The sequence below is a fragment of the Priestia filamentosa genome, from assembly GCF_900177535.1.
GTDB classification, from domain to species: domain Bacteria; phylum Bacillota; class Bacilli; order Bacillales; family Bacillaceae_H; genus Bacillus_I; species Bacillus_I filamentosa.
In genome coordinates, this window is sequence record NZ_FXAJ01000008.1 from 73,545 (window position 1) to 98,760 (window position 25,216).

General features: G+C 37.4%; 21 protein-coding genes and 1 riboswitch. Of the genes, 14 read left to right on the forward strand and 7 right to left on the reverse strand.

What is annotated here, in order from left to right:
* Nucleotides 1-60: 60 nt before the first annotated feature.
* A complete protein-coding gene (locus B9N79_RS26280) occupies nt 61-219 on the forward strand; it encodes a hypothetical protein (RefSeq protein WP_167555143.1) in 159 nt (52 codons plus the stop codon).
* 358 nt (nt 220-577) lie between these two features.
* Nucleotides 578-1,195, forward strand: a complete 618-nt coding sequence (locus tag B9N79_RS21730) for a YitT family protein (protein ID WP_040060414.1) — start codon at nt 578-580, stop codon at nt 1,193-1,195.
* 38 nt (nt 1,196-1,233) lie between these two features.
* On the opposite strand, the gene B9N79_RS21735 is transcribed toward B9N79_RS21730, so the two are convergent.
* Both B9N79_RS21735 and B9N79_RS21740 read right to left on the reverse strand, forming a co-directional pair.
* Complete coding sequence (locus B9N79_RS21735; protein ID WP_085118944.1) at nt 1,234-2,406, reverse strand: M20 family metallopeptidase; 1,173 nt, start codon at nt 2,404-2,406, stop codon at nt 1,234-1,236.
* A 51-nt stretch (nt 2,407-2,457) separates the two neighbouring features.
* Nucleotides 2,458-3,303, reverse strand: a complete 846-nt coding sequence (locus tag B9N79_RS21740; protein ID WP_019394720.1) for a MurR/RpiR family transcriptional regulator — start codon at nt 3,301-3,303, stop codon at nt 2,458-2,460.
* Nucleotides 3,304-3,449: 146 nt separating this feature from the next.
* Here B9N79_RS21740 and gnd point away from each other — a divergent pair, with 146 nt between their 5' ends.
* From gnd to thiC, 6 genes are all read left to right on the forward strand, one after another.
* Complete coding sequence (gene gnd, locus B9N79_RS21745) at nt 3,450-4,346, forward strand: phosphogluconate dehydrogenase (NAD(+)-dependent, decarboxylating) (RefSeq protein ID WP_040060410.1); 897 nt, start codon at nt 3,450-3,452, stop codon at nt 4,344-4,346.
* A 36-nt stretch (nt 4,347-4,382) separates the two neighbouring features.
* Complete coding sequence (gntK, locus tag B9N79_RS21750) at nt 4,383-5,921, forward strand: gluconokinase (RefSeq protein ID WP_085118946.1); 1,539 nt, start codon at nt 4,383-4,385, stop codon at nt 5,919-5,921.
* 145 nt (nt 5,922-6,066) lie between these two features.
* A complete protein-coding gene (locus tag B9N79_RS21755) occupies nt 6,067-7,260 on the forward strand; it encodes a class I SAM-dependent rRNA methyltransferase (RefSeq protein ID WP_085118948.1) in 1,194 nt (397 codons plus the stop codon).
* An 832-nt stretch (nt 7,261-8,092) separates the two neighbouring features.
* The gene (locus tag B9N79_RS21760; RefSeq protein WP_085118951.1) at nt 8,093-9,637 is read left to right on the forward strand and encodes an NAD(P)H-hydrate dehydratase; all 1,545 of its coding nucleotides are present in this window, start codon (nt 8,093-8,095) and stop codon (nt 9,635-9,637) included.
* Between the two features lie 52 nt (nt 9,638-9,689).
* On the forward strand, nt 9,690-10,559 hold the full coding sequence (locus B9N79_RS21765; RefSeq protein ID WP_085118953.1) for a fructosamine kinase family protein: 870 nt from the start codon (nt 9,690-9,692) through the stop codon (nt 10,557-10,559).
* A 72-nt stretch (nt 10,560-10,631) separates the two neighbouring features.
* A riboswitch (TPP riboswitch) is annotated at nt 10,632-10,744 on the forward strand.
* 144 nt (nt 10,745-10,888) lie between these two features.
* Nucleotides 10,889-12,658 (forward strand): phosphomethylpyrimidine synthase ThiC, encoded by a 1,770-nt coding sequence (thiC, locus tag B9N79_RS21770; protein WP_085118955.1) that lies wholly within the window; start codon nt 10,889-10,891, stop codon nt 12,656-12,658.
* 48 nt (nt 12,659-12,706) lie between these two features.
* On the opposite strand, the gene B9N79_RS21775 is transcribed toward thiC, so the two are convergent.
* Nucleotides 12,707-13,915 carry a choline dehydrogenase gene (locus B9N79_RS21775; protein ID WP_040060397.1) on the reverse strand — a complete coding sequence of 403 codons (1,209 nt, stop codon included), beginning with the start codon at nt 13,913-13,915 and terminating at the stop codon, nt 12,707-12,709.
* Between the two features lie 30 nt (nt 13,916-13,945).
* Nucleotides 13,946-15,403: a betaine-aldehyde dehydrogenase gene (gene betB / locus B9N79_RS21780; protein WP_085118970.1), complete on the reverse strand. Its 1,458-nt coding sequence runs from the start codon at nt 15,401-15,403 to the stop codon at nt 13,946-13,948.
* A gap of 401 nt (nt 15,404-15,804) precedes the next feature.
* Here betB and cudC point away from each other — a divergent pair, with 401 nt between their 5' ends.
* From cudC to qoxD, 6 genes are all read left to right on the forward strand, one after another.
* Nucleotides 15,805-16,368, forward strand: coding sequence for a choline uptake/conversion transcriptional regulator CudC (gene cudC, locus B9N79_RS21785; RefSeq protein WP_094041311.1), 564 nt, complete (start codon nt 15,805-15,807; stop codon nt 16,366-16,368).
* A gap of 36 nt (nt 16,369-16,404) precedes the next feature.
* Nucleotides 16,405-17,079, forward strand: coding sequence for a beta-phosphoglucomutase (gene pgmB / locus B9N79_RS21790; protein WP_085118957.1), 675 nt, complete (start codon nt 16,405-16,407; stop codon nt 17,077-17,079).
* 337 nt (nt 17,080-17,416) lie between these two features.
* Nucleotides 17,417-18,352, forward strand: coding sequence for a cytochrome aa3 quinol oxidase subunit II (qoxA, locus tag B9N79_RS21795; RefSeq protein WP_019394731.1), 936 nt, complete (start codon nt 17,417-17,419; stop codon nt 18,350-18,352).
* 80 nt (nt 18,353-18,432) lie between these two features.
* A complete protein-coding gene (qoxB, locus tag B9N79_RS21800; protein WP_040060393.1) occupies nt 18,433-20,385 on the forward strand; it encodes a cytochrome aa3 quinol oxidase subunit I in 1,953 nt (650 codons plus the stop codon).
* Between the two features lie 3 nt (nt 20,386-20,388).
* Complete coding sequence (gene qoxC, locus B9N79_RS21805; protein ID WP_040060391.1) at nt 20,389-21,009, forward strand: cytochrome aa3 quinol oxidase subunit III; 621 nt, start codon at nt 20,389-20,391, stop codon at nt 21,007-21,009.
* Between the two features lie 2 nt (nt 21,010-21,011).
* Nucleotides 21,012-21,329, forward strand: coding sequence for a cytochrome aa3 quinol oxidase subunit IV (gene qoxD / locus B9N79_RS21810; RefSeq protein ID WP_019394734.1), 318 nt, complete (start codon nt 21,012-21,014; stop codon nt 21,327-21,329).
* A gap of 79 nt (nt 21,330-21,408) precedes the next feature.
* Here the strand turns inward: qoxD and pdxK are convergent, their stop codons facing one another.
* From pdxK to B9N79_RS21825, 3 genes are all read right to left on the reverse strand, one after another.
* Nucleotides 21,409-22,230, reverse strand: a complete 822-nt coding sequence (gene pdxK, locus B9N79_RS21815; protein WP_094041315.1) for a pyridoxine/pyridoxal/pyridoxamine kinase — start codon at nt 22,228-22,230, stop codon at nt 21,409-21,411.
* Nucleotides 22,231-22,376: 146 nt separating this feature from the next.
* Nucleotides 22,377-23,510, reverse strand: a complete 1,134-nt coding sequence (gene ald / locus B9N79_RS21820) for an alanine dehydrogenase (RefSeq protein WP_019394736.1) — start codon at nt 23,508-23,510, stop codon at nt 22,377-22,379.
* Nucleotides 23,511-23,677: 167 nt separating this feature from the next.
* Entirely contained in the window at nt 23,678-24,925 is a 1,248-nt protein-coding gene (locus B9N79_RS21825; RefSeq protein ID WP_046218049.1) for a PucR family transcriptional regulator, read from the reverse strand.
* Nucleotides 24,926-25,216: the final 291 nt, after the last annotated feature.

Here is a 25,216-nt window from a genome sequence, read left to right on the forward strand (position 1 = left end):
CGTAGGACTTTTGCAAGTGCTCCACTATAGACAAGAACATAGAAAAAAGGAGAACAAAATATGAAATGGAGAGCTTTTATAGGTGGAATTATTTCAGGTATCATAATGAGTGTTTTTTTAAAAGGAATTGAAGAATTAACTCACCTTCGAGTTTATACATTGTTACTAAATGTAGATTATATACCATTGTTAAAACTGGTAACATCAAATGAACCATGAGAGCTTATTCTTCACCTTATAGTAGCTGTTATTGTTTCTGTTGTTTGGTTTGTTGTGCTTCAAAAAATCAATCTAACGAAGAAAAAGGGCAGAATAGCAACAATGATGATGGCAATGTGTATTGGTCTTCTTCTATATCCTTCTACAACTATGTCAGAGAGAACCCCCTCCCTTTATTCTTTACCTTCTTTAGGATTTTGGCTTCTGGGCCATTTAATATTTGGTATATTATTAAGTCTTTTTTATAAGCGAGATAAATAGTTTTATGCACCTTCTCGAGAAAACCGTCATGTTCTTTTGGTTGAAGAATATATTGAACTATGGACAAGTACGGAAGAGGTTTGGATAGGGGGCGTATATGTACGTTGAACGATTGAAATATGTAATTCAAAGCAGTGTTAGAAAAACATCTTTATACAGGAGAATTTTTTTTGTTCTTTGTGGAGCAATGCTTGTTGCCGTTTCTTTGGAGCTTTTCCTCGTGAGAAACAGCGTTATTGATGGGGGGATTGTTGGGGTAAGCCTCATTCTCTCTCACCTTTCATCTTTTGAAGCAGGCCCTCTTCTTCTTTTATTAAATAGTCCTTTTCTTCTTGTAGGATATCAATATATGGGAAGGCGATTTGTATTTCTAAGTATGCTTGCCATTTTTGCATTATGGAGCGGAATGTTTTTGTTGAAACCATACCCGGTTCTTACAACAAACCCTTTTGTTGTAATTGGCGTAGGAGGAACAATTTTAGGGCTTGGAATAGGATTGATTATTCGTTATGGAGGAGCTTTAGATGGGACGGAGATTTTAGCTATTTTATTAAGTAAGAGAACAAGATTCTCTATCGGTCAATATGTGATGATCTTTAATTTTATTATCTTTGGAAGTTCTATTTTTGTATTTGGAATGAGAGAAGCCTTTTACTCTCTTGTTACGTACTTTATTGCCTATAATATTATTGACTTGTCTGTCCAAGATCAATAGCTTAGAGCCATATCAATCCCTTGATATGGCTCATTTAATTAAGGTTGTAAATAAGAAAGAGTAAGGGAAGTCAGCATTTTTGCTGCAATAAGCATTGATTTCTCATCAATATCAAATTTAGGATGATGGTGAGGATAATTTGCTTTTTTCTTTTCATTGCCTGCACCAGTAAAAAAGTATGCACCTGGTACTTTTTGAAGATAATAAGCGAAATCTTCTCCACCCATATTCGGTAAAATTTCTTTTGTATTGGAAGGCCCAACAATAAGTGAAGCATGTTCTGCAACTAAATTTGTCTCATAAGAATGATTGATTACAGCAGGATACCCTTTTTGATATGCAAAATCGTAGGAAGCTCCACCTTGTTGGCAAATACCTTCTGTGATTTTTTCCATCTCTTGTTGAATAAAATGTTGTACTTCTTCATCAAAAGTTCGAACCGTACCTCTGATGGTAGCTTTTTGCGGAATAACATTAAAAGCATCACCGGCTTGGAAAGAGGATACAGTTAAGACAGTGGGCTTTAAAGGATCAACACGTCTGCTTACAATGTGCTGGAGGGCTTGAACGAGTGAAGTTCCGATTGCAATTGGATCAACTGTATCATGAGGGGAAGCCCCATGGCCCCCCTTTCCATTAATTGTAATATCAAATCGGTCTGCAGCTGCCATAAATTCTCCGCTACGGTATCCAATTTCCCCAATTGGGATAGGCGTCCAAAGGTGTGTGCCAAAAATAACATCCACACCATCAAGACATCCATCTTCAATCATTGGTTTTGCTCCACCAGGCGTTATTTCTTCCGCAAATTGATGGATAAATACGACATTTCCACAAAGCCTATCCCTCATTTCAGAGAGAACCTTAGCAACGCCAAGGAGTGTTGCGGTATGAGCATCATGTCCACATGCGTGCATAACCCCTGGATTTTTGGATTTATATGGAACATCTTTTTCATCTTGGATCGGAAGAGCATCAAAATCAGCACGTAAAGCAACTGTTTTTCCTTGAGCACCACCTTTTAGAAATCCGACAACTCCGTTTCCTCCAACACCTGTTTTTACATCTAACCCTAATGATTTTAAATAATCTGCGATCTTAGCAGGAGTTTGTACTTCACGAAATGAGAGTTCAGGATATTGATGAAAATAGCGACGCAATTCTACTATTTCAGGGTAAATATCTTCTAAACGGGCTAACTGTTCTTTCATAACCTTTATCCCTCCGATATCGTTTCTTTATCCTTATTTTCTTATCAAGCTTTACATTCTTGTATTTGAAATAGCATCCCTTACTTTCTCTAAGGACACCTCTGCTTTCTGTTTATTTAGCATCATAATATTCGCATAAAGAGCATCAATAAGGCTCAATTGACCAATCCTAGAAGCAAGTGCTTCAGAACGATATTCTGTTTCTTCAGAGCTTGTATAAAGCGCCACATTTACGCCTTGACTTAAAGGCGATTTTGGAAAGCTTGTAATACCAATTGTTTTAACTCCATTCTTTTTAGCAACATCTAAAATTTCCATGATCTCTTTATTAGAGCCTGAATGGGAGATGAAGACAGCTGCATCTTTTTCAGTGAGCTGTGAAGCAGACATGCGTTGAAAATGTGAATCAATAAAAGCAAAGGAATCGATACCTGAACGGATGAATTTGTGATAAGCATCCATTGCGATGACGCTGGATCCTCCTATTCCAAAGAAATGAATGCGGCGTGCTTGAAGCAAAAATTGTACTGCTTTTTGAATAGATGATTGCTCTAATATTTCAAGCGTATTTTCAAGTGTTCGGATGTTTGAATGAAAAATTTTTTGAGATACTGTTTTTTCATCATCGTCTTCTAAAATTTTTTCATTAATTTGTTGAACAGGACTCATTGTTTCAGAAGCAAGTGAAATTTTCATTGCTTGATAGCCTTTGAAACCAATTCGTTTGCAAAATCGAAATACTGTTGCATCTGCTACACGCAAATCTTCTGCAACTTCATTAATCGTCCCATGAATAATTTTCTCAGGATGATTTAAGATATAATTAGCGATTTTTTTTTCTTTTTCACTAAATCGAGCAAAATGGGAGCGTATTTTACCTAAACAGTTTTGTACCATATCATAAATCACTTCCTCTACGTTCACTAGCGTTTAATATTTATTTTACAACGAGAAAACAAAACTTGTAAACGATTGCAACAAGAAATTTTTTTTCGTATAATAGATAAGGACATAAAAATTTTTTTCAAAAGAGAGGTTTTACAATGGAAATCGGCATCGTTGGACTAGGGAAAATGGGCTTTAATTTAGCTCTAAATTTATTAGATCATAAACATGAAGTGGCAGCTTTTGATGTTGCAAAAGAGTCTGTTCAAAACATTGAGAAAGAAGGAGCTAAAGGAGCTTATTCAATAGAGGAACTTGTTTCAAAACTTCCTGAACGCAAAGTTGTATGGGTAATGGTTCCAGCAGGAGAAATTACGGAAGGTGTAATTACTGAGCTTGAGAGCTTGTTAGGGAAAGATGACATTATTATTGACGGTGGGAATGCAAACTATAAAGAATCATTAGCACGTTCAGCTCGTCTTGCTGAGAAAGGCATCCATTTCTTAGATGTTGGTACAAGTGGAGGAACAGATGGAGCTCGTAACGGTGCTTGTACAATGGTTGGCGGAAATAAAGATGCATTTAGTTATGTAGAAGAGATTTTCAAAGATATTTGTGTTGAAAAAGGATACTTATACACAGGTGAAAGTGGAAGTGGTCACTTCTTGAAAATGGTTCATAACGGAATTGAATATGGCATGATGCAAGCAATGGCAGAAGGATTCGATGTATTAGAAAAAAGTCCATATGACTACGACTATAAAGAGGTTGCTCGCGTTTGGAATAACGGCTCTGTTATTCGCTCATGGCTTATGGAACTTATTGAAAATGCATTCTCGAAAGATCCAAAGTTAGAAGGTTTGAAAGGAATTATGCAATCTTCAGGAGAAGGAAAATGGACTGTAGAAACAGCTCTTGATTATCAAGTAGCAACACCTGTTATTGCTCTTTCTCTTATGATGCGTTACCGTTCATTAGAAGACGATACATTCTCTGGTAAAGTCGTAGCCGCACTTCGTAATGAATTTGGTGGGCACAGTGTTGTTAATAAATAAACAAGCATAGAGGAGAAACATAAAGGAGGAAGGAACATGGGAGAAAAATATGTACTAGGGGTCGATATTGGTACAACAAGTACGAAAGCTGTTTTGTTTTCACCAGCAGGCAAAGTCATTGAAAAGCATGGGGTTGAGTATCCACTGTTTTCTCCAACTCCAGCAACAGCAGAGCAAGATCCAGAAATGATTTTTGCAGCTGTTATTGAAAGCATTAAAGAAACAGTGGCAAAAAGCAACGTTAATGCTGAAGATATTGTATGCGTATCATTTAGTTCCGCTATGCACAGTATTGTAGCTGTGGATAAAAAGGGAGAACCCCTTACTAAATGTATCACATGGGCAGATAACAGAAGTGCACATTGGGCTCAAAAAATTATGGATGAATATAATGGCCATGAAATTTATTTGCGCACAGGTACACCTGTTCATCCAATGGCTCCGCTCTCAAAATTGTTGTGGCTAAAGGAAGAGCATAACGAGTTATTTTCTGCTGTGCATAAGTTTGTATCAATTAAAGAATATGTTTTCTACAAGCTTTTCCATGAATATGTTGTAGACTATTCGATTGCTTCTGCAACAGGAATGTTTAACTTGCAAAATCTTGATTGGGATGAGGAAGCTCTTGAAGTTGCAGGAGTGACAAAAGATCATCTTTCTAAACCGGTTTCAACAACGCATTCTTTAACAGGCTTGGATGAAAAGTTTGCACAGGAAACAGGTCTTCTTGCTTCAACTCCATTTGTTGTTGGTGCAAGTGACGGCGTTTTATCAAACTTAGGGGTAGATGCAATCGACCCAGGTGTTGTAGCTGTTACAATTGGGACAAGCGGAGCTATTCGTGCTGTAACAAATAAGCCTGTAACAGATCCGAAAGGTCGCATTTTTTGCTATGCGCTAACAGATGATCACTGGGTAATCGGGGGACCTGTGAATAACGGAGGCATGATTTTCAGATGGGTTCGCGACCAGCTTGGAGAGCAAGAAATTCAAAAAGCAAGAGAGCTTGGTAAGAATTCATATGATCTATTAACTGAAATGGCTTCTAACGTTAAAGCAGGAGCTGAAGGGTTAATTTTTCACCCATATCTAGCAGGAGAACGTGCTCCATTATGGGATGCTAATGCCCGAGGTTCATTCTTTGGATTAGGACTTCATCATAAGCGAGAACACATGGTGCGAGCTGTTTTAGAAGGCATTTTATTCAATCTTTATACTGTGCTTCTTGCTTTAAGTGAGTTAATTGGAGAACCAAAGAAGATTAAAGCTACAGGCGGATTCGCTCGATCAGAGGTTTGGCGTCAAATGATGGCCGATATCTTTGGACAGGAAGTAACGGTTCCGGAAAGCTTTGAAAGCTCATGCTTAGGTGCAGCTCTGCTTGGCCTTTACAGTATTGGAGAGATTGACTCCCTAAATGCTGTATCTTCAATGGTTGGAGAAACTCATCAACATACACCAAATGAAGAGAATGCTCAAACATACCAAGAGCTTTCCTCTATTTACATTCGCCTTGCGCGCCTTTTTAAAGAAGAGTATGCAAACATCGCTGCTTTTCAAGAAAAACAGTCTTAAAAAATAGAAAAAAAGCCGATACTTTCAAAGTATCGGCTTTTTTAGCTGTTTCACATGAAACGTATGTGTTGTTTCACTTTAAAAGAAAAAGTGCTACGATAATGAACAAGTGTAATTTTAATGATAGAAGAAATGAGATGAAAAAATGAGTGAAATGATTTCCCTGCAAATTAAACGTAAAGATGCAGGAAAAATTAAAAGTGGTTTTCCTCTATTAAAAAAAGAGGCCATTGTGAATCCACATGTGCTTAAAAAAGAAGGTCAGCTACTTCGGTTAGTAACAGAAAGTGGCGAATTCTTAGGGACAGGATACTATGGAAAACAAAATAAAGGGTATGGTTGGGTTCTTACAACAAACGAACGCGAGAAGATTGATGAATCTTTTTTTATCAACAAGCTCTCTCAAGCCCTTGCTTATCGTTCTTCATTCTTTCAAAACCTATCCACAACTGCTTTTCGAGTGTTCAATGGTGAAGGAGACGGTATTGGAGGTTTAACAATTGAATATTTTGAAGGATACTATGTTATTAATTGGTACAGTGAAGGAATTTATGCTTTCAAGGATTTAATCTTAAGTGCTTTAAAAAAGGTTGTTCAATATAAAGGATTATATGAGAAGAAGCGTTTTGATCAGCAAGGCCAATATATTGAAGATGATGACTTTGTAGATGGAGAGCGTGCTCAATTTCCGTTAATTATCAAAGAAAATGATGTAAATTTTGCAACATATCTCAACGACGGAGCTATGGTCGGAATTTTCTTAGATCAGCGCAACGTTCGGGAACGTATTAAAGATTATTATGCTAAACATAAAACGGTCCTTAACTTGTTTTCCTATACAGGTGCCTTTTCTGTTAGTGCCGCAGTTGGTGGTGCTTCTAAAACAACAAGCGTGGATGTTGCTAATCGAAGTTTAAGTAAAACGATTGAGCAGTTTAGCGTCAATCAACTTGATTATGAAGACGAGGATATTATCGTAGAAGACGTTTTTCACTACTTTAAATACGCAAAACGAAAAGAGTTCACGTATGACTTAGTTATATTAGATCCTCCAAGCTTTGCCCGCTCTAAAAAGTTTAGATTTAGTGTCGCAAAAGATTATCAAAAGCTCTTAGAAGACACAATTGATCTAACAAACGACAATGGGGTAATTGTTGCTTCTACAAACTATAGTGGCTTTGATATGAAAAAGTTTAAAACCTTTATCGATGGAGCTTTCAAAGCTAAAGGAGAACGCTATAAAATTCTCGAAGAATATAAGTTACCAAAAGATTTTAAAACGAATCCTCATTTTAAAGAAGGAAATTATTTAAAAGTTGTCTTCATTCAAAAAGCCTAAACACTCTGTTTTAGGCTTTTTTCTGTTTCTTAAAATTGTGGATAACTTAGAGAAGAAAGGTTATCCACAATTTTTGGTAGTTAAAAGCTTCTTTTTTCGATCTTCTGCTTCCCTAGAATGGATCGCTTCCTCATTCCCCGTATATTCATCTTCTTTTTACAGCAAAAAAAGCTGTTCTTCTACAATATCCGCCTTTTTTCTTCCTAACGACATGGCTTCATTCTCTTTTTTACTCCCATTCTTAGTTTAGTGCTGCATATTAATACTATGAACTCCCTACCTACGTATCTTTTGTTTCCCTTCTGGCTAAAACAGATAGAAAACAGTATTTATAGTGGTACCTCATCTTAGGTTATTCCCTTACTTTTTGAAAATCCTATCTCTATAATCAATATCTTCAACCTCTTATCCACTAGTTTCTTGATCTGCTAGCTTCTTCATATCTCTTATCCACCTTTTCCATCGTCTCTTATTATTTTCAATCCTTTCTTGATCTTCTTTCTGGGTAGAAAAAATTATTTTCAGAAAATATAGATCTGAACTGCTTTTATTTCTGTACCAATTTATTTATCAGTCTGTATTTATATAGAAATTATTATAAAAAAATACCAGAAAACACTATTATTTTTCTAAAATAATATAAAAAATAACTTATTTGTCGAAATGTCGAATTATTTCCCATAACGTTAAAATTATAAATTAAATAATAGTAGGTAATAGTACCTATTAAAATCCGTGGAACATTTGATGTAAAGCTATTCCTCTTTTTTAGGTATTGATTTTTTTAGAATGGGAAAATAAAAAGAAAGAAGAAGGTAAGGAGGAATATAGGGTGAGAATTTTTTCGGAAAATGAAATGTATAACATTGATCAAGAAACAATGGAGAAGATTGGATTAAATAACGGTATGTTAATGGAGAATGCAGGACAAGCAGTAGCTCGAGAGATTGAAAGTCGAATCAAAAAAAATGATAAGATTATCGTCATTGCTGGAAAGGGGAATAATGGGGGAGATGGAGTTGTTATTGCACGCATTTTAAAGGAAAGAGGCTTTTCTATTGAGCTTTGGATGAGTCATAAAGGCGGAAGTGTTGCAGAAGATGCCCAACGAGCGTTAAAAATTTATGAGAACTGTGGGCATTCGTATAAAATCTATGAAGAAAATGAAGAAGCGTTTCAAATTTCTCTAAAGAAAAGTACGGTTATTGTAGATGCTCTTTTAGGGATTGGGACAAAAGGAAAGGTGAGAGGTCCGTATCGAAACATCATTGAAGAAATGAATGAGATAAACAAAATCATATATGCCGTGGATATTCCAAGTGGACTCAATGCAGATAAAGGGGAAGTAGATGTAGCGATTAAAGCTCATACTACATTTGTTATTCAAGGTGCCAAGCAAGGGGTATTTTTGTTTCCTAGTGCAAACTTTTATGGGGGAATTAAAACTGTTGATATTGGTATTCCTTCTTCTGTTATAGAACAGAATTCATATGTGAAAAGAAGGTGGAGTAAAAATGAAGTGCTTTCATCTCTTCCGCATCGGGACATCTCTTCGCATAAAGGAACATATGGGCGAGCTCTTATGATAGCAGGATCTGAAAATATGCCTGGAGCTGCTGTTCTTTCTTCAAAGGCTGCCTCCCGAAGTGGGGTAGGGCTTCTCACAATTGGTATTATCGAGAATATTAAATCAATTATTGGCTCTCATCTTCCTGAAGCAATGTACAATCTTCATCAAAGCCACCAAGGCATGCTTTCTGAAGTGAAAGATTACAGCTCTTTGCAACTGGACGCTATTGGAATTGGTCCAGGAATTGGAAGGTACAAGGAGACAGAGAAGATCGTTGAGGAAATATTGAAACAGCAGGTTACACTTGTGCTTGATGCAGATGCATTGTTCCATGTGAAACCTCATTTACAGAAAGTGAAGGAAAGGCGTTTTCCAACAATTTTAACTCCTCATCCAGGTGAAATGGCCTCACTTCTTGATTTGTCTATTAAGGAAGTGGAGAGTGACCGATTTGAAAAGTCGCGCGAGTTTGCTCAAACATATGGCATATATCTTGTTTTAAAAGGACCTTTTACCATTGTTACGACTCCCTCAGGAGAGCAATTTGTAAATTCCTCGGGAAATCCTGCTCTTGCAAAAGGTGGTAGTGGAGATGTGTTAACAGGAATGATTTTAGGATCTGTTCTTCAGTATGAGAATGTACAAAAGGCGCTGAGCAATGCTGTATTTATTCATGGTGCCATAGCAGATCAACTAGTAGCATCTACACATTCCCCATTAGATGTACTAGCTACAGACATTATTGAAGGAATTTCTCCACTGCTTCATGAATTATATAGAGAAAAGGAGTATTCTACTGGATACTGAAATGTGAACCATTTTCTTTTAAGGTTTTAAGAGGAAAGGGGAGTTAGAAGGATTGGAAAAGTTCATTAAACAAGCTATTTATAATAGAGGGGACACTTCACCAATTCAATTAATCAGGCCTGTTTCCGGTGGTGATATCAATCAGGCCTCTTATGTGAAAACAGAGAAAGAAGAATATTTTATTAAGTATAATAATTCTACACCTCCTGGTTTTTTTCAACAAGAAGTTCAGGGCCTAACGAAAATCAAAGAAACAGGTGTTATTCAGGTCCCAAATGTGTATGACTTTCATGAATCAACAGAAAGCGGAGAAGGATGGCTTATTTTAGAATGGATCCAAGGAGAGAAAAATGGAAAAACAGAAGAGCTTCTTGGCAGACAGCTTGCACTTATGCATAGTGTAAGTAAAGATAAGTTTGGTTTTCATCATCCTTCGTACATTGGGATGATTGAACAGCCAAATCAATACTATGATAAATGGGCAGAATATTACACGAAAAATCGTCTTCTTCCTCAAATAGAACTTGCAAAGAAAAAGGGGTACCTTTATCAGGAACGAGAAGCAGGGCTTTATGAACTTCTTGAGAAAATGGAGAAATGGCTTCCTCATTCTTGTGAGGCTTCTTTACTTCATGGAGATCTTTGGGGAGGAAATTGGATTGTTGGTAAAACAGGAGATCCTTATTTGATTGATCCCTCAGTATTTTATGGTCATTCTGAATTTGAACTTTCTTTTACTGAACTTTTTGGTGGATTTTCTTCAGCATTTTATCAAGCTTATCAAGAAGTTCGGCCACTTTCTCCAGAGTATGAGGAAAGAAAAACACTCTATCAACTTTTTTATTTACTTGTTCATCTAAATCTTTTTGGAGAAGCTTACGGAAGGTCTGTAGACCGAGTTTGGCGCTATTATGTAGGGTGAAAAAGAAAAAAGAGTAGTTTACATCATTTACTAGATATGCTATAGTTCGAAATGTAAACTGAATATTCAATATTTTACTACTAGGGGAGCCCTAATTTTGTGGGCTGAGAGGAAAGACAAAATCTTTCTGACTCTTCGAACCTGATCTGGGTTATACCAGCGGAGGGAAGTAGGAGAGATAACGTAAGAAAGTGAATTGCGTTTTTTTCTACATATCCAATTGGGTTCTCTATATTAGAGAACCCAATTTTTATTTTAAGAAAAAACTTCTGCTATTTCATCTCCTCCAAAGGTGTAGCCTAACAACAATACTAAGGAGGAAGATTTATATGTCGAAAAAAGTAAACATTCCATTGCAATCAACATTTCCAAACAGTAAGAAAGTGTATGTAGAAGGTGAACATCATAGTATTCAAGTACCAATGAGAGAGATTAAACAAAGTGATACAAAAACAGATAGCAAACATGAAAAAAATGAACCAATTCGTGTTTATGATACAAGCGGAATTTATAGTGATGAAGATTGTGAAGTGGATATTACGAAAGGGTTACCTCGTGTTCGAGAGGCATGGATTATGGACAGAGGAGATGTAGAAAAATATGAAAAACGAGAGATCAAACCAGAGGATAACGGATACCGAAGTGAAAATCAAAAACAAAATATTGCCTGTTATCCGAATGTAATCAAGCACCCGTTCAGAGCGTGTAAAGGAAAGAATGTTACACAAATGCACTATGCCAAAAAAGGGATTATTACCCGGGAAATGGAGTTTATTGCAATTCGAGAGGGAGTAGAGGCAGAGTTTGTACGAAAAGAAGTTGCGGAAGGAAGAGCAATTATCCCATCGAATATTAATCATCCTGAAAGTGAACCAATGATTATTGGCCGGAACTTTTATACGAAGATTAATGCGAACATCGGCAACTCTGCTGTTAGTTCTTCTATAGAAGAAGAGGTAGAGAAGATGACGTGGGCAACAAAATGGGGCGCAGATACGATTATGGATCTTTCTACAGGGAAAGACATTCACACAACGCGGGAGTGGATTATAAGAAATTCACCAGTTCCAGTTGGTACTGTTCCAATTTATCAAGCACTTGAGAAAGTACAAGGGATTGCAGAAAATTTAACGTGGGAAATCTATCGCGATACACTTATCGAACAAGCAGAACAGGGTGTTGACTACTTTACAATTCATGCTGGTGTTTTACTACGTTATATCCCACTCACGGTTAATCGAACAACAGGGATTGTATCAAGAGGGGGATCTATTTTAGCTCAGTGGTGTCTTGCTTATCATGAAGAGAATTTTCTCTATACGCATTTCGAAGAGATTTGTGAAACTTTAAAACGTTATGATATTGCTGTTTCGCTTGGTGATGGCCTTCGTCCAGGCTCCATTAAGGATGCGAATGATGAAGCACAGTTTGCCGAGCTAGAGACGCTAGGGGAGCTTACAAAAATTGCATGGAAGCATGATGTTCAAGTAATGATTGAAGGGCCTGGACACGTACCAATGCATAAAATAAAAGAGAATGTTGATAAACAAATGGATATTTGTCATGAAGCTCCTTTTTATACATTAGGACCATTAACAACTGATATTGCACCAGGCTATGACCATATTACATCTGCTATTGGAGCAGCAATGATCGGTTGGTTTGGTACTGCTATGCTTTGTTATGTTACCCCAAAGGAACACCTTGGGTTGCCCAACAAAGATGATGTAAGAGAAGGAGTTATCTCTTACAAAATTGCAGCACATGCGGCAGATCTTGCTAAAGGTCATAAAGGAGCTCAAGACAGAGATGATGCTCTTTCTAAAGCACGCTTTGAATTTCGATGGGATGATCAATTTAATCTTTCACTTGATCCTGAACGTGCAAGGGAATTTCATGATGAAACTCTACCAGCAGAAGGTGCAAAAACAGCACACTTTTGTTCAATGTGTGGCCCGAAGTTTTGCTCCATGAGAATTTCTCACGATATTCGCTCAATGGCGAAATTAAAAGACAAGAGTATAGAAGAAATTAGAGAAGAAGGCATGAAAGAGAAATCTGAAACATTTAAAAAGGAAGGTTCACATCTTTATTCATAAAAAAGAACCGGTCTCACCATAATTGAGACCGGTCCTTTTTTATGATTTTTAAACTGTTTTTGGCGTTAGGTTAAAACAGCGGTTATAGATCCATTCATATTTCTCTTGGGTAAGATCATGAGGGTTTCCTACTGTTTGAGGGTCTTTCATTGCTTCTTTTGAAAGACGTTCAATCATATCTTTTGAAACTCCCTGATCTTTAAGAGAAGGAATACTTAGATCTTCAACAAGTTCATACATCCAGTTTACGGAAGCTTTTGCTGCCTCTTCTGTTGTCATGTTACTTGTATCAATTCCAAATGCTTTAGCAATACGTGCAAATTTAGCAGGGTTTCCTTTCCAGTTGAACTCCATCACTGGGCCCATCATAGCTGCTACGCATTCTCCATGAGCAACTGGAATAATTCCGCCTAATGTTTGGCTCATTGCATGAGCTGCTCCTGCTGATTCACTGCCATACGAAAGACCAGCAAGCATAGCTGCTTGGGCCATTCCATATCTTGCTTCAAGGTCTTCCCCATCTGCATAAGCACGACGGATGTAATGTGCAGCATACTCCATTGCCATTAGTGCAACAGCGTCTGTAATTGGTTGAGCAAATTTCATTGTATAACATTCAATGGCGTGTGCTAACGCATCAACACCTGTCATTGCTGTAACACGTGGAGGCATTGATACATGAAGTTTTGGATCAATAATTGTAAGGTGAGCAGCAATAAGCGGCCCACCAGTATTAAATTTAAATTCACGCTCTTCATCTGTAATAACAGCCCACTGCGTTACTTCAGACCCTGTTCCAGCTGTTGTTGGAATTGTTGTTAATGGTGGGATGCGATTTTCAAGTGGTTTTTTACCTTCAGCAGCTTCGTAATCTAATACAGAGCCTTGATGTGTTGCCTCTACTCCAATTGCCTTTGCTGTATCCATAGAGCTTCCACCACCAACTGCTACAAGGCCGTCACATTCTTCTTTTTTATAAAGAGAAGAACCTTCTGCAACAAGTCGAACGGGTGGATTTGGTTCTACTTTGTTAAATAAAACAACTTCAATTTCTTCTTCTTTTAAGTTCTTGATTACAGGATCAACAACACCTGCATTGTAGATACCAGGGTCTGTTACTAAAAGAGCCTTTGATACGCCTAATTTTTTTACTTCTTCACCTAGGTGGTTAATTGCTCCAATACCGTGTTTGATTGCTGTAGGGATCTCAAACTGGTGAAATTTTGTCATATGTTCAATTTTCATATTTAGTGTCATACTAAAAAACCTCCTTAGAATAGTGAAAAATTATTTGAACCAGCCAACAGGCTCTGGTTTTGTATTTCGATAAATATGCTTAAGTTCTGTATATTCTTCTAATCCAGTATGACCGAGCTCACGACCGATTCCGGATTGTTTGTAGCCACCCCAAGGAGCTTGAGCGAAGTATGGGTGAAAGTCATTAATCCAAACAGTACCCACGCGAAGGCGGTTTGCTACATACTCAGCTTTTGTAATGTCATTAGACCAAACAGCACCTGCAAGTCCGTAGATTGTATCATTTGCTAATTTCACTACCTCTTCTTTTGAACTGAATTTCTCTACCGTAAGAACAGGACCAAAGACTTCCTCTTGCACAATGCGCATCTTCGATGTGCAGTTTGTAAAAATAGTAGGAGAGTAGAAGAAACCATTTTGTAGCTCTTCAGCTTTTGGACGTTCTCCTCCTAGCGCTAGTGTAGCTCCTTCTTCTTTACCAATCTTCACATAGCTTTCAACTTTTTCACGATGCTCAGCTGAGATAAGAGGACCGCTTTGTGTTCCTTCATCAAATCCATTTCCGAGCTTAATGCGTTTAGCTTTTTCAATTAGTGCTTCAACAAATTTATCATGGAGGCTTTCTTCAACAAGCAGGCGAGCACCTGCTGAACATACTTGCCCTCCATGAAAGAAGACTGCGTTTAAAGCTTGATCAACGGCTGTATCAAAATCCGCATCAGCAAAAACGATATTTGGATTTTTTCCGCCAAGCTCTAAAGCAATGTTCTTTACGTTAGAGCTTGCTGATCGCATAATTTCTTTGCCAGTTTCAATTCCACCTGTAAAAGAAAGAAGATCTACTTCTGTACTTGAAGAAAGTTCAGCACCAACCGTATTTCCTTTTCCAAGCACAAGATTTACTACACCTTTAGGTACTCCTGCTTCTTCCATAGATTCAAATACTTTAATTGTTGTGAGTGGAGTGATTTCGCTAGGTTTCATAATAAGTGTGTTTCCTGCAGCGAGAGCAGGCGCAAGTTTCCAAGATGCTTGGAGTAAAGGATAATTCCATGGTGTAATTTGGCCACAAACCCCAACAGGTTCACGAACTACTCTACTTTGTGAATGTGGAAGAGGGGAGGAGATGACTTCACCACCATTTTTGTCCGCAAGCCCTCCGTAGTAAGAAAATACATTCGCGATATCTTCCATATCTGCTCGACTTTCCTCAAGAGTTTTTCCTGTATCCAATGTTTCAAGTTGTGCTAGTTCTTCATGATCACGACGAATAAGAGATGCAATCTTCTGAACAATCAAACCGCGTTCATTGGCAGGTATAAAAGACCATTCACCTTCGTCAAAAGCAGTTCTTGCTGCTTTTATCGCCTCTTTTGTGTCTTCCTCATTGCCTTCTGAAACTTTAGCAATCATTTCTTGATTGAACGGATTAATAATTTCTCTTGTTTCCCCACTTTTGGCCTCAATCCATTGACCATTGATAAACATTTTCTTTGTTTCCAATCTCTTCACTCCTCCTTACGAATTGTAAAGTTTGTTAAGAATATTTTTAACAAAGTTTATATTTAACAACGTAACATGGCAATCATTTCTTGTCAAAGAAGAACTATTCAACTCAATAACCCCTATAAATAAAGATTTAATCTGGAATGGAAGTCTGTTTTGGATAAATTATCAATATAAATTTATTAAGAAAAAATTTAACGTAATTGATATTATTTTCACTTTTTATAAATGAACTTATAATGATAAAGAGTTTTCTTTTTTAACAGAGGGAAGTAAACTAATTGATAAATGTCTATAACCATAGAAGTGCACCGGCTAATATAGGGCTGACTTGAAAACTCTAAATATAAATTCTAAATCGATTATATAGAGGAGGAGACACAATGGAACAAGGTGATGCAGGGAAGATGACTGAAAAAGCAAGAGCTTCCATTGAACATGCGAAGGGTCTTGTAACAGAGTCAATTGCTGAAACAATGGACTTGTATGGGGTAACTGGAAGTGTTGGAAATTTGTTTGGAACAATGTATTTTGAGAACGATATGACGCTTGATGAGATGCGAGAAAAGCTCGGGATGAGCAAGCCGAGTATGAGTACAGGAGTAAGAAGACTACAAGAGCTTGATATTGTGAAGAAAACATTCATAAAGGGAAGTAGAAAGCATACGTATGTTGCTGAAAAAGATTTCTTTCACTTTTTTGCTAATTTCTTTACTCATAAATGGGAGAGGGAAGTAAAACTAAATTTAGAAGCTATTGAACAAGCTCAAGAGGAAATTAAAAATGTCTTAATTATGAAGGAGCTTGAAGAAGATCTTCAGGCAGAAGCAAGGGATTTATATCATCAACTTGAGGATTCAAAACCTTATTATGCCTGGCTGCATAGGCTTGTGGAAAGCATCAGGAGCGGAAAAATTTATGAGTTTATTCCGAAAGAAGAAAAATAATATATTTAAAAATGAAGAATAGGGGAGGGGAGAAAGATGAAGAAAATACAGGCTGTTATTTTTGACTTTGATGGCGTTATTGTGGATACTGTACCCCTTTATTATAAAGCAACAAAAGTAATTGCGGATAAGTTAGGTGTTACTTTTACGGCCGAAATGAATCAGCGACTTCAAGGCGTAAATCGGAAGCAAACCATCATGACGCTTCTAAAAGACAGTACTAGACCCTATAGTGAACAAGAAGTCTATGAGCTAGGGGAACAGAAAAATGAAGAATATAAAAAGCTCATTCAAAACCTGGATGAAAAAGTTGTGCGTCCTGGAATTCAATTACTCCTAGGAGAGTTGAAAAAGAGGGGAATTCCAACAGCAGTTGCGTCCTCAAGCTCCAATGCCCCATATTTAATAGAGAAGATTGGGCTTTCATCATATTTTGATCATATTGTAGATGTGAAAAAAGTTAAGAAAGGAAAGCCAAATCCCGAGATTTTTTTGACTGCTGCACGTCAATTACAAATTCCTTCACAAGATTGTATAGCAATAGAAGATGGACGAGCAGGACTTGAAGGAATTCAAAAAGCAAATATGTTTTCAGTTGGGGTAGGGGAGGACGAAATGATGAAAAATGCCGACCTTTATGTCGAAAAAACAGAAGAATTAACTTTTGAAAAGTTAGCAAAGAGCTATGATGAGTTCTTTCAAGTAAAATAGTTGAAAAGCTGCTCAGAAAATGAGCAGTTTTTTCTTGCCAAAACAAGAAAAAAAGGCGACAATAACAGACATGATATTACATTATTTGGACAAAAAAGGATAAATGATGAACATTTTGTGACTTATTTGTGACAAATTAATTATCATTTTTTGACGACTAGTCAAAAGAAAGTTAATGTCGTAAAATATGTGGTATTGTGGATAGGTAAATAAAACGTTGTGTTTTTTTGTCTTCTACTATATTACTCTACTCGACTTCCATAAATAGTAAGTGGGGTAGTTGAGGTTTAAAATTTTATAATATCCTTTTTTAAAACAAAGGAAAGGAGGAACATCCATGAAAAAGCTTCAAAAAGTGAGTCGCAAGTGGATCTCATTGTCTGCTCTAGCTATTCTCTTTTTATTGAGTGGCTGTGATCTAAAGATGGGTGTATTAAACCCACAAGGACCAGTGGCTCAAACTCAATATGACCTAATTATGTGGTCGATTGGTTTTATGCTTATTATCATTGTGGTTGTTTTCGTTTTATTTGCTGTAGTTCTTATTAAGTATCGTGAAAGACCAGATAATATGAATTACGAGCCACCAGAGGTACACGGAAATACATTCCTTGAAATCGTCTGGACTGGTATTCCTATTATCATCGTTATTGCACTATCTATCCCAACAGTCAAAGCTATCTTTGACTTAGAGAAACCACCACAAGCTGCAAATGCAGAAGAACAACAAGAACCTCTTGTTATCTATGCAACATCAGCTGACTGGAAATGGATTTTTAGTTATCCTGAACAAGGAATTGAGACGGTTAACTATGTAAACATTCCAGAAGATAGACCAGTTGAATTTAAGTTAACATCTGCTGATTCAATGACGGCTCTATGGATTCCAGAGCTTGGTGGACAAAAATATGCAATGGCAGGTATGGAAACAACGCTTTATTTACAAGCAGATCACGAAGGCACTTACATGGGACGTAACGCTAACTTCAATGGTGAAGGTTTCGCACAAATGGAATTCGAAGTAGAATCTCAAAAACCAGAAGAATTCCAAGAGTGGGCTGATGAAGTAAAAGATACGGCTCCTAAGCTTACCGAAAAAGAGTACAACAAAGAGATTCTAAAACAGAGCGTTATGGGTCGTAAGTCTTTCTCAAACACGCATTTAGACTTTGTTGACCATGCAAAACAAGACACTTATAACAAGGCTGCAGAAGATCATGAAGGTCATGAAGAAGGCATGGACATGGAAGGCATGGACCATAGCAGTCATTAATCTTTAAGCTTTTCATCATGAACAGTTTCATAACGCAACATATAATTTTTGCTAGTACAGCGGAAGGAGGAAGCTAAGAGATGAAGCTCGATGAATTTTTCGTCACAGGTGATCCGCTAATTTATGGCGCGGATGTTTCCATCGTATTAGCCACTTTAGGTATCATCTTTGTTTTAACTTACTTCAAGAAGTGGAAATGGCTTTGGACAGAATGGCTTACATCCGTAGATCATAAGAAAATTGGTATCATGTATATCATTGCTGCGGTGCTAATGCTTTTCCGCGGTGGAGTGGATGCCCTTTTAATGCGTGCTCAACTCACACTTCCAGAGACAGAGTTCTTAAGCTCTTCACATTACAATGAAATTTTTACAACACACGGGACTATTATGATCCTGTTTATGGCTATGCCATTTTTAATTGGTTTGATTAACGTTGCTGTACCACTACAAATTGGTGCACGTGACGTAGCATTCCCATTTTTAAACTCACTTAGTTTCTGGTCGTTTTTTATGGGGGCAATGCTTTTCAATATCTCCTTCGTTATCGGGGGATCACCAGATGCAGGTTGGACAGCTTATATGCCTCTAGCTGGCAATGAGTTAAGCCCAGGCCCTGGACAAAACTTTTACCTGTTAGGATTACAGATTGCCGGTATCGGTACACTTGCAACAGGTATTAACTTCTTAGTTACAATCCTAAAAATGCGCGCACCAGGTATGACATTAATGAAAATGCCAATGTTCACTTGGTCAACGCTTATTACAGCTATCATTATTATCTTTGCTTTCCCTGTTTTAACAGTGGCATTAGCACTTATGACATTTGATAGACTATTTGATGCCAACTTCTTTAACTTAGGAGATGGCGGTATGCCTATGCTTTGGGCTAACTTGTTCTGGGTTTGGGGACATCCTGAAGTATATATTGTTATTTTACCTGCATTCGGTATTTTCTCGGAAATCGTTTGTACGTTTGCACGTAAAACATTATTTGGTTACAAAGCAATGGTATTCTCAATGATTGCTATTGCAGGTTTAAGTTTCCTTGTATGGGTCCATCACTTCTTTACAATGGGAGCAGGCGGAGCCGTTAACTCGTTCTTCTCTGTTTCAACGATGGCAATTGCAATCCCAACAGGGGTTAAGATATTTAACTGGTTATTTACGCTCTACAAAGGGCGCATTAAGATGACCGTTGCGATGATGTGGTCACTAGCATTTATCCCGAACTTTGTTATCGGTGGAGTAACAGGGGTTATGCTTGCAATGGCTGCAGCTGATTATCAGTATCACAATACGTATTTCCTTATTGCCCACTTCCACTACGTATTAATCGCTGGTACAGTTTTTGCTTGTTTCGCAGGTCTATATTATTGGTATCCAAAAATGTTCGGTCATATGCTTAACGAACGTTTAGGAAAAATTAGTTTCTGGTTATTTATGATTGGATTTAACGTATGTTTCTTCCCAATGTACTTCTTAGGTCTAATGGGAATGGCACGTCGTATGTACACTTACTCAGCAGGTCTTGGCTGGACTCCATTAAACGTTATTGCATCTATCGGTGCTGTTGGAATGGGTCTAGGATTCATTGTACTTGTATATAGCATTTACTACAGTGCTCGTCATGGTGAACGCGATCTTACTGGTGACCCATGGGATGGTCGTACGCTTGAGTGGATGGTTTCTTCACCACCACCATTCTACAACTTCGCTACAACACCAAAAATGACTCGCTTAGATGAGTATTGGTATCAGAAGAAAGAAAAAGGCTTTGAAGCTGCTCGTGAAGTAAAAGAGGAAGACTTAAAACCAATCCATATGCCAAGCAACTCTGGCTTAGGTGTTATCATGTCAGTCCTCTTGTTCATTGCTGGTTTCGGTCTTGTATTTGAATGGTACTGGATGGCTATTCCAGGTCTAGCAGGTATGCTAATCTGTATGGTTATTCGTTCCTTCGATTATGACGATGGCTACTATGTCAGCGTTGAAGAAATTAAACGAACACAACGAATCGGAAAGGGGGCGTAACGCATGGCAGCAGAATCTACACACGCACATGATGCTAATACGCCGCTTGAATATTCCAAAGGCGAGGACAGAATGACCATTCTTGGCTTCTGGATCTTCCTTGGAGCCGAGATCGCCCTGTTCTCAACACTATTCGCAACATATATGGTTTTACATTCTCGTCCAGCAAATGGACCAACTTCAGCTGACTTGTTTAAACCAGAGATCGTTCTTTTAATGACGTTCCTACTTTTAACAAGTAGTTTTACAGGAAGTATGGCTATCCATTATTTAAGAGCTCAAAAGATGAAAGCAATGGTAACATGGCTTTTAATTACAATGGCTCTTGGTCTTGGATTCCTGGGCTGTGAGATTTTTGAGTTCTATGAGTATATTGGACACGAAGGTGTGTCAATTAAGACAAGTGCTTTCTTATCAGCATTCTTTGTTCTCGTAGGAACGCACGGACTTCACGTAACAATCGGTATCGGTTGGTTAACGTGTATCTTGATTCAATTAAAACAGCGTGGATTTACACCAAAAACTGCTCGTAAAGTATTCATTATCGGTCTTTACTGGCACTTCTTAGATATCGTTTGGTTATTTATCTTTACGCTAGTCTATTTATCAGGGATGGTGTTATAATCATGGCTGGAAAAGGATATGCACAAGAGCATCATGATGGGTTTCCTTGGAAGCTTGTTATCGGCTTTATCCTGTCGATCGTTATTACACTGATCACCGTATGGGTAGCCTTTAGTTCAGGTTTCTCAAACACTGCTATTCTTACTGTTATGCTTATTCTTGCTTTCTTACAGGCTGGTATGCAGCTCGTGCTGTTCATGCACTTAAGAGAAGGAGAAGGTGCTGTACAGGTTGGGAATATGGTGTATGCATTCTTTATTGCAATTGTAATTGTTGCAGGTTCTGTTTGGGTTATGTCATTCGGAATGCACAATCATTAATACAAAAAAACCTCGGCTCATTTGAGCTGAGGTTTTTCTTTATATAAGAAATGGATGAGGGGAATTTCCCTCATCCTTTTTAAACGTTCTGCTTTTCTTTGCTGCGATATGCACTGTGTTTTGTAGGTCCAATATATTCATTCAATTGGAAAGAATCACGAATTGCTTCTGTAATAAACTCTTTTGCTGTTAAAATAGCTTCTTTCACGTCTTTACCTTTAGCAAGTTCAGCTGTGATAGCAGCTGAGTACGTACAGCCTGCTCCATGTGTATACGGTGTATCAATACGCTCACCTTCAAGCACATCGAACGTTTTGCCATCATATAAAACGTCAACTGCTTTATCATGCTGTAGCTTTCCACCACCTTTAATTAACACATGCTGTGGCCCAAGAGCATGGATTTTTTCAGCTGCAGCTTTCATTTCTTCTACTGTTGTAGGAGTTCCAAGGCCGCTAATTTGACCTGCTTCAAATAAATTTGGTGTCACGACTGTTGCGCGTGGAGTAAGCGTATCCCGCAGACTTTCTGCTGTTTCAGGGTGCAGGACTTCATCTTCTCCTTTACAAACCATTACAGGATCGATAACAATGTTTTTTAAATTATATTTATCAATTGTTTCTGCTACAAGGTTGATAATTTCAACAGAACCAAGCATGCCTGTTTTCATTGCATCAATTCCAATGCCTTCAACAGTTGTAGAAAGCTGGGCTTTTAGCGTATTAATATCTATAGGAAATACGTTATGAGACCATGTGTTTTTTGGATCCATCGTAACGATAGTTGTTAGAGCTGTCATGCCGTACACTTCACGCTCTTGGAAGGTTTTTAAATCAGCTTGTATACCTGCGCCTCCACTCGTGTCAGAACCAGCAATTGTTAATACTTTTTTCATAATGATAAAAAGCCTCCTTGCATCCAAGCAAAAGTTATCTTTATAGTGTGCTTCTATATTCTATTATATCAATAAATAGGGTGTTTTTCATAGAAGAGGATTAATCTTCCGAGAAACAAAAAAGCATGAGAGAAGTTTCTCTCATGCTGAAATTATACAGAAGCAAATCCGTTTAAAAGAGCTGTTTCAACAGGTACATATGTGTAACCAAGATCATGAGCAACAGCTTTAAATGTAATTTCACCATTTGCTACATTGACACCAAGTTTTAATGCTTCATTTTCCGCAACTGCTTTTTGAACTCCTTTGTCAGCAATTTGCAAAGCATATGGCACGGTTACGTTTGTTAAAGCAATTGTTGAAGTTCGTGCAACAGCGCCAGGCATGTTTGCTACAGCATAGTGAACAACGCCGTGTTTTTCATATGTTGGATTATCGTGTGTTGTAATATGGTCAACTGTTTCTACAATACCGCCTTGGTCAATAGCAACGTCTACAATCACAGATCCTTTTGACATTGATTTTACCATGTCTTCTGTCACAAGAGTCGGAGCTTTAGCACCTGGGATTAGAACAGCACAAATGAGTAGATCAGCCTGTGCAACAGCGCTAGCAATATTAACAGGATTTGAAATTAATGTTTGAATGTTACTTCCAAAAAGATCGTCAAGCTCACGTAAACGTTCAGGGTTAAGATCGATAATTGTAACATCTGCTCCTAGGCCAACTGCAATTTTAGCTGCGTTTGTTCCAACAACACCACCGCCAATAACTGTTACTTTTCCACGATTTACGCCAGGAACGCCTGATAGTAGAATTCCTTTTCCGCCTTTAGGCTTTTCTAAAAATTGAGCACCAATTTGAGCAGCCATTCGTCCTGCAACTTCACTCATAGGTGTTAAAAGAGGAAGTTTTCCATTACTTGCAACAGTCTCATAAGCAATAGCTGTAACGCCTTTATTCTTCAATGCTTCAGCAAGGCTTGGCTCAGCTGCTAGATGAAGGTAAGTAAATAGAATAAGTCCTTTTTTAAAGTAGTCATATTCACTTGGCAGAGGTTCTTTTACTTTCATAATCATATCAGAAGTAGCCCAGACATCTTTTGCTTTTGCAATAATCTCAGCACCTGCTTGTAGGTAATCCTCATTTACAAATCCACTGCCAACGCCAGCATTTTCTTCAACTAAGACACGATGTCCATGTGCTACAAGTTGAACAACTCCAGAAGGTGTAAGTGCTACGCGGTTCTCATTGTTTTTAATTTCTGTTGGTACTCCGATAATCATAATTATTATACCCCTTTCGATGTAAGCGTTTTCTATATTTATATGAGAGAAACAAGTGTTCCTCTGATAATGTAGTAAGTGAATTACTATATCTATAGTATATAGCAGAATTATTGGAATCATCTTTGTTGTATTTAGAGAAAGATTTTCCGTTCATTTGTGTAAAATCACAAATGAAGACTTTCAGCATAACGTGCAAGTTTGATATCAAGGTATAGGGTAATCTTTTGATTAGGATTTTTTAAATTGAGCTCTCCAATTTCTTGAATTCGTTTTAGACGATAATTAAGTGTATTAATATGAATGTTTAATGCTTTTGCTGCTTCATGAAGGTTCTGATCCCGATCAAGAAAAATCTCAATTGTTTCAACTAAGTTGCTTTGGTGTTTTTGATCATATGAGACAAGTTTTTCTACCGTCTGGTTTGTAAATCCATCTCTTTGTCTTTTTTCTAATAATACATCTAAAAATTGGTAAATACCTAATGATTGATAAGTGTAAATGGACTGAGTTTCTTTTGGAAATCGTTTCTTTATAGAAAGAACAGTAAGCGCCTCTTTGTAACTTTTTGAAATACAGTCAAGGGATTCATATATATTCCCACTGCTCGCATCAGCCAATGAAAGGTTAAATCGTTCTACGGTTTGTTTTGTGAAGTGTTCAATGAAGTTTTCACATTGCTGAAGAGGCTGTGATCGATTTTTTAATGAGATAAGCAAAATTAATTTATTAAAATCTGTTGTATATAAAGAAACTTGAACTTGCTGTGTTGTTTGAAGAAGATAAGAAAGCTTCCTTTCCATATCATCCGTGATTTCTTGGTGAAAACGAAAAACAAGCACGGAAAATAAAGTTGGGGGTGTAAGTTGCACTTGCTGAAATTGCATGTGAACATCATCTGCTTCTTTTACATGGTCTGTGATTATCTTCCAGAAAAGCTCTTGAGATCTCTCTTCTTTTTTATTTTTGCGGATTTGTAGTTGCAATAGTTTGTTTTTTGCCGCTTTTGCCGCACTCTTTAACAGAATGAGTTCTGAGTCTTGGAGTTTATGGTAAACTTCAAGGGCCCAAATGAAACCAAGAACTTCGTCATTTTTCCAAATAGAAATTGCTACGCGGTTGCCAAGACCAATCTCGTTAATATTCTCTACTCGAATAGGCTCTCTTGATTGTAATAGGGCAGGAATAGCTCCTTGCTTCCAAAGGTTATTAATTACTTTTTCAGGAACGCGTCGACCTATGATTGTAGAAATACGAGCAGGATCAATCTCATCTTGATGTGTGCTGTAAGCTAAAAGTCGATGGTTCGCATCTTCAATTGTAATAGGACACTTTAATACATCACTAATATGGTCAGCAAACTCATCTAGTGAGTCAAAATTAGATTGGAACGGATCGTGTTGTTTTATACTCATAAATTTCCCCTCATTTATCGAAGCTTTTACAAACAGTATACAAGAAAATAAAAGGTTCTGTGTAAAGAGAAATTAAAACAATGTTTTTAAAATCTATTTTTGCTAAAAAAATAAAATAATCTTTCATATAGAGGAAGAAAAGAAGAAATTTTTCTGAAAAATGTGTACAATAGAAGTATCATGGCACATGTTATAATAGACAATCTTTACAAGCTAGTTTATCCTGCTTGAAAAGTGAACTTTTATTGTGGTATGTTCAACAAAACGAAAATGTTTTAAAAGCTTCAGGAT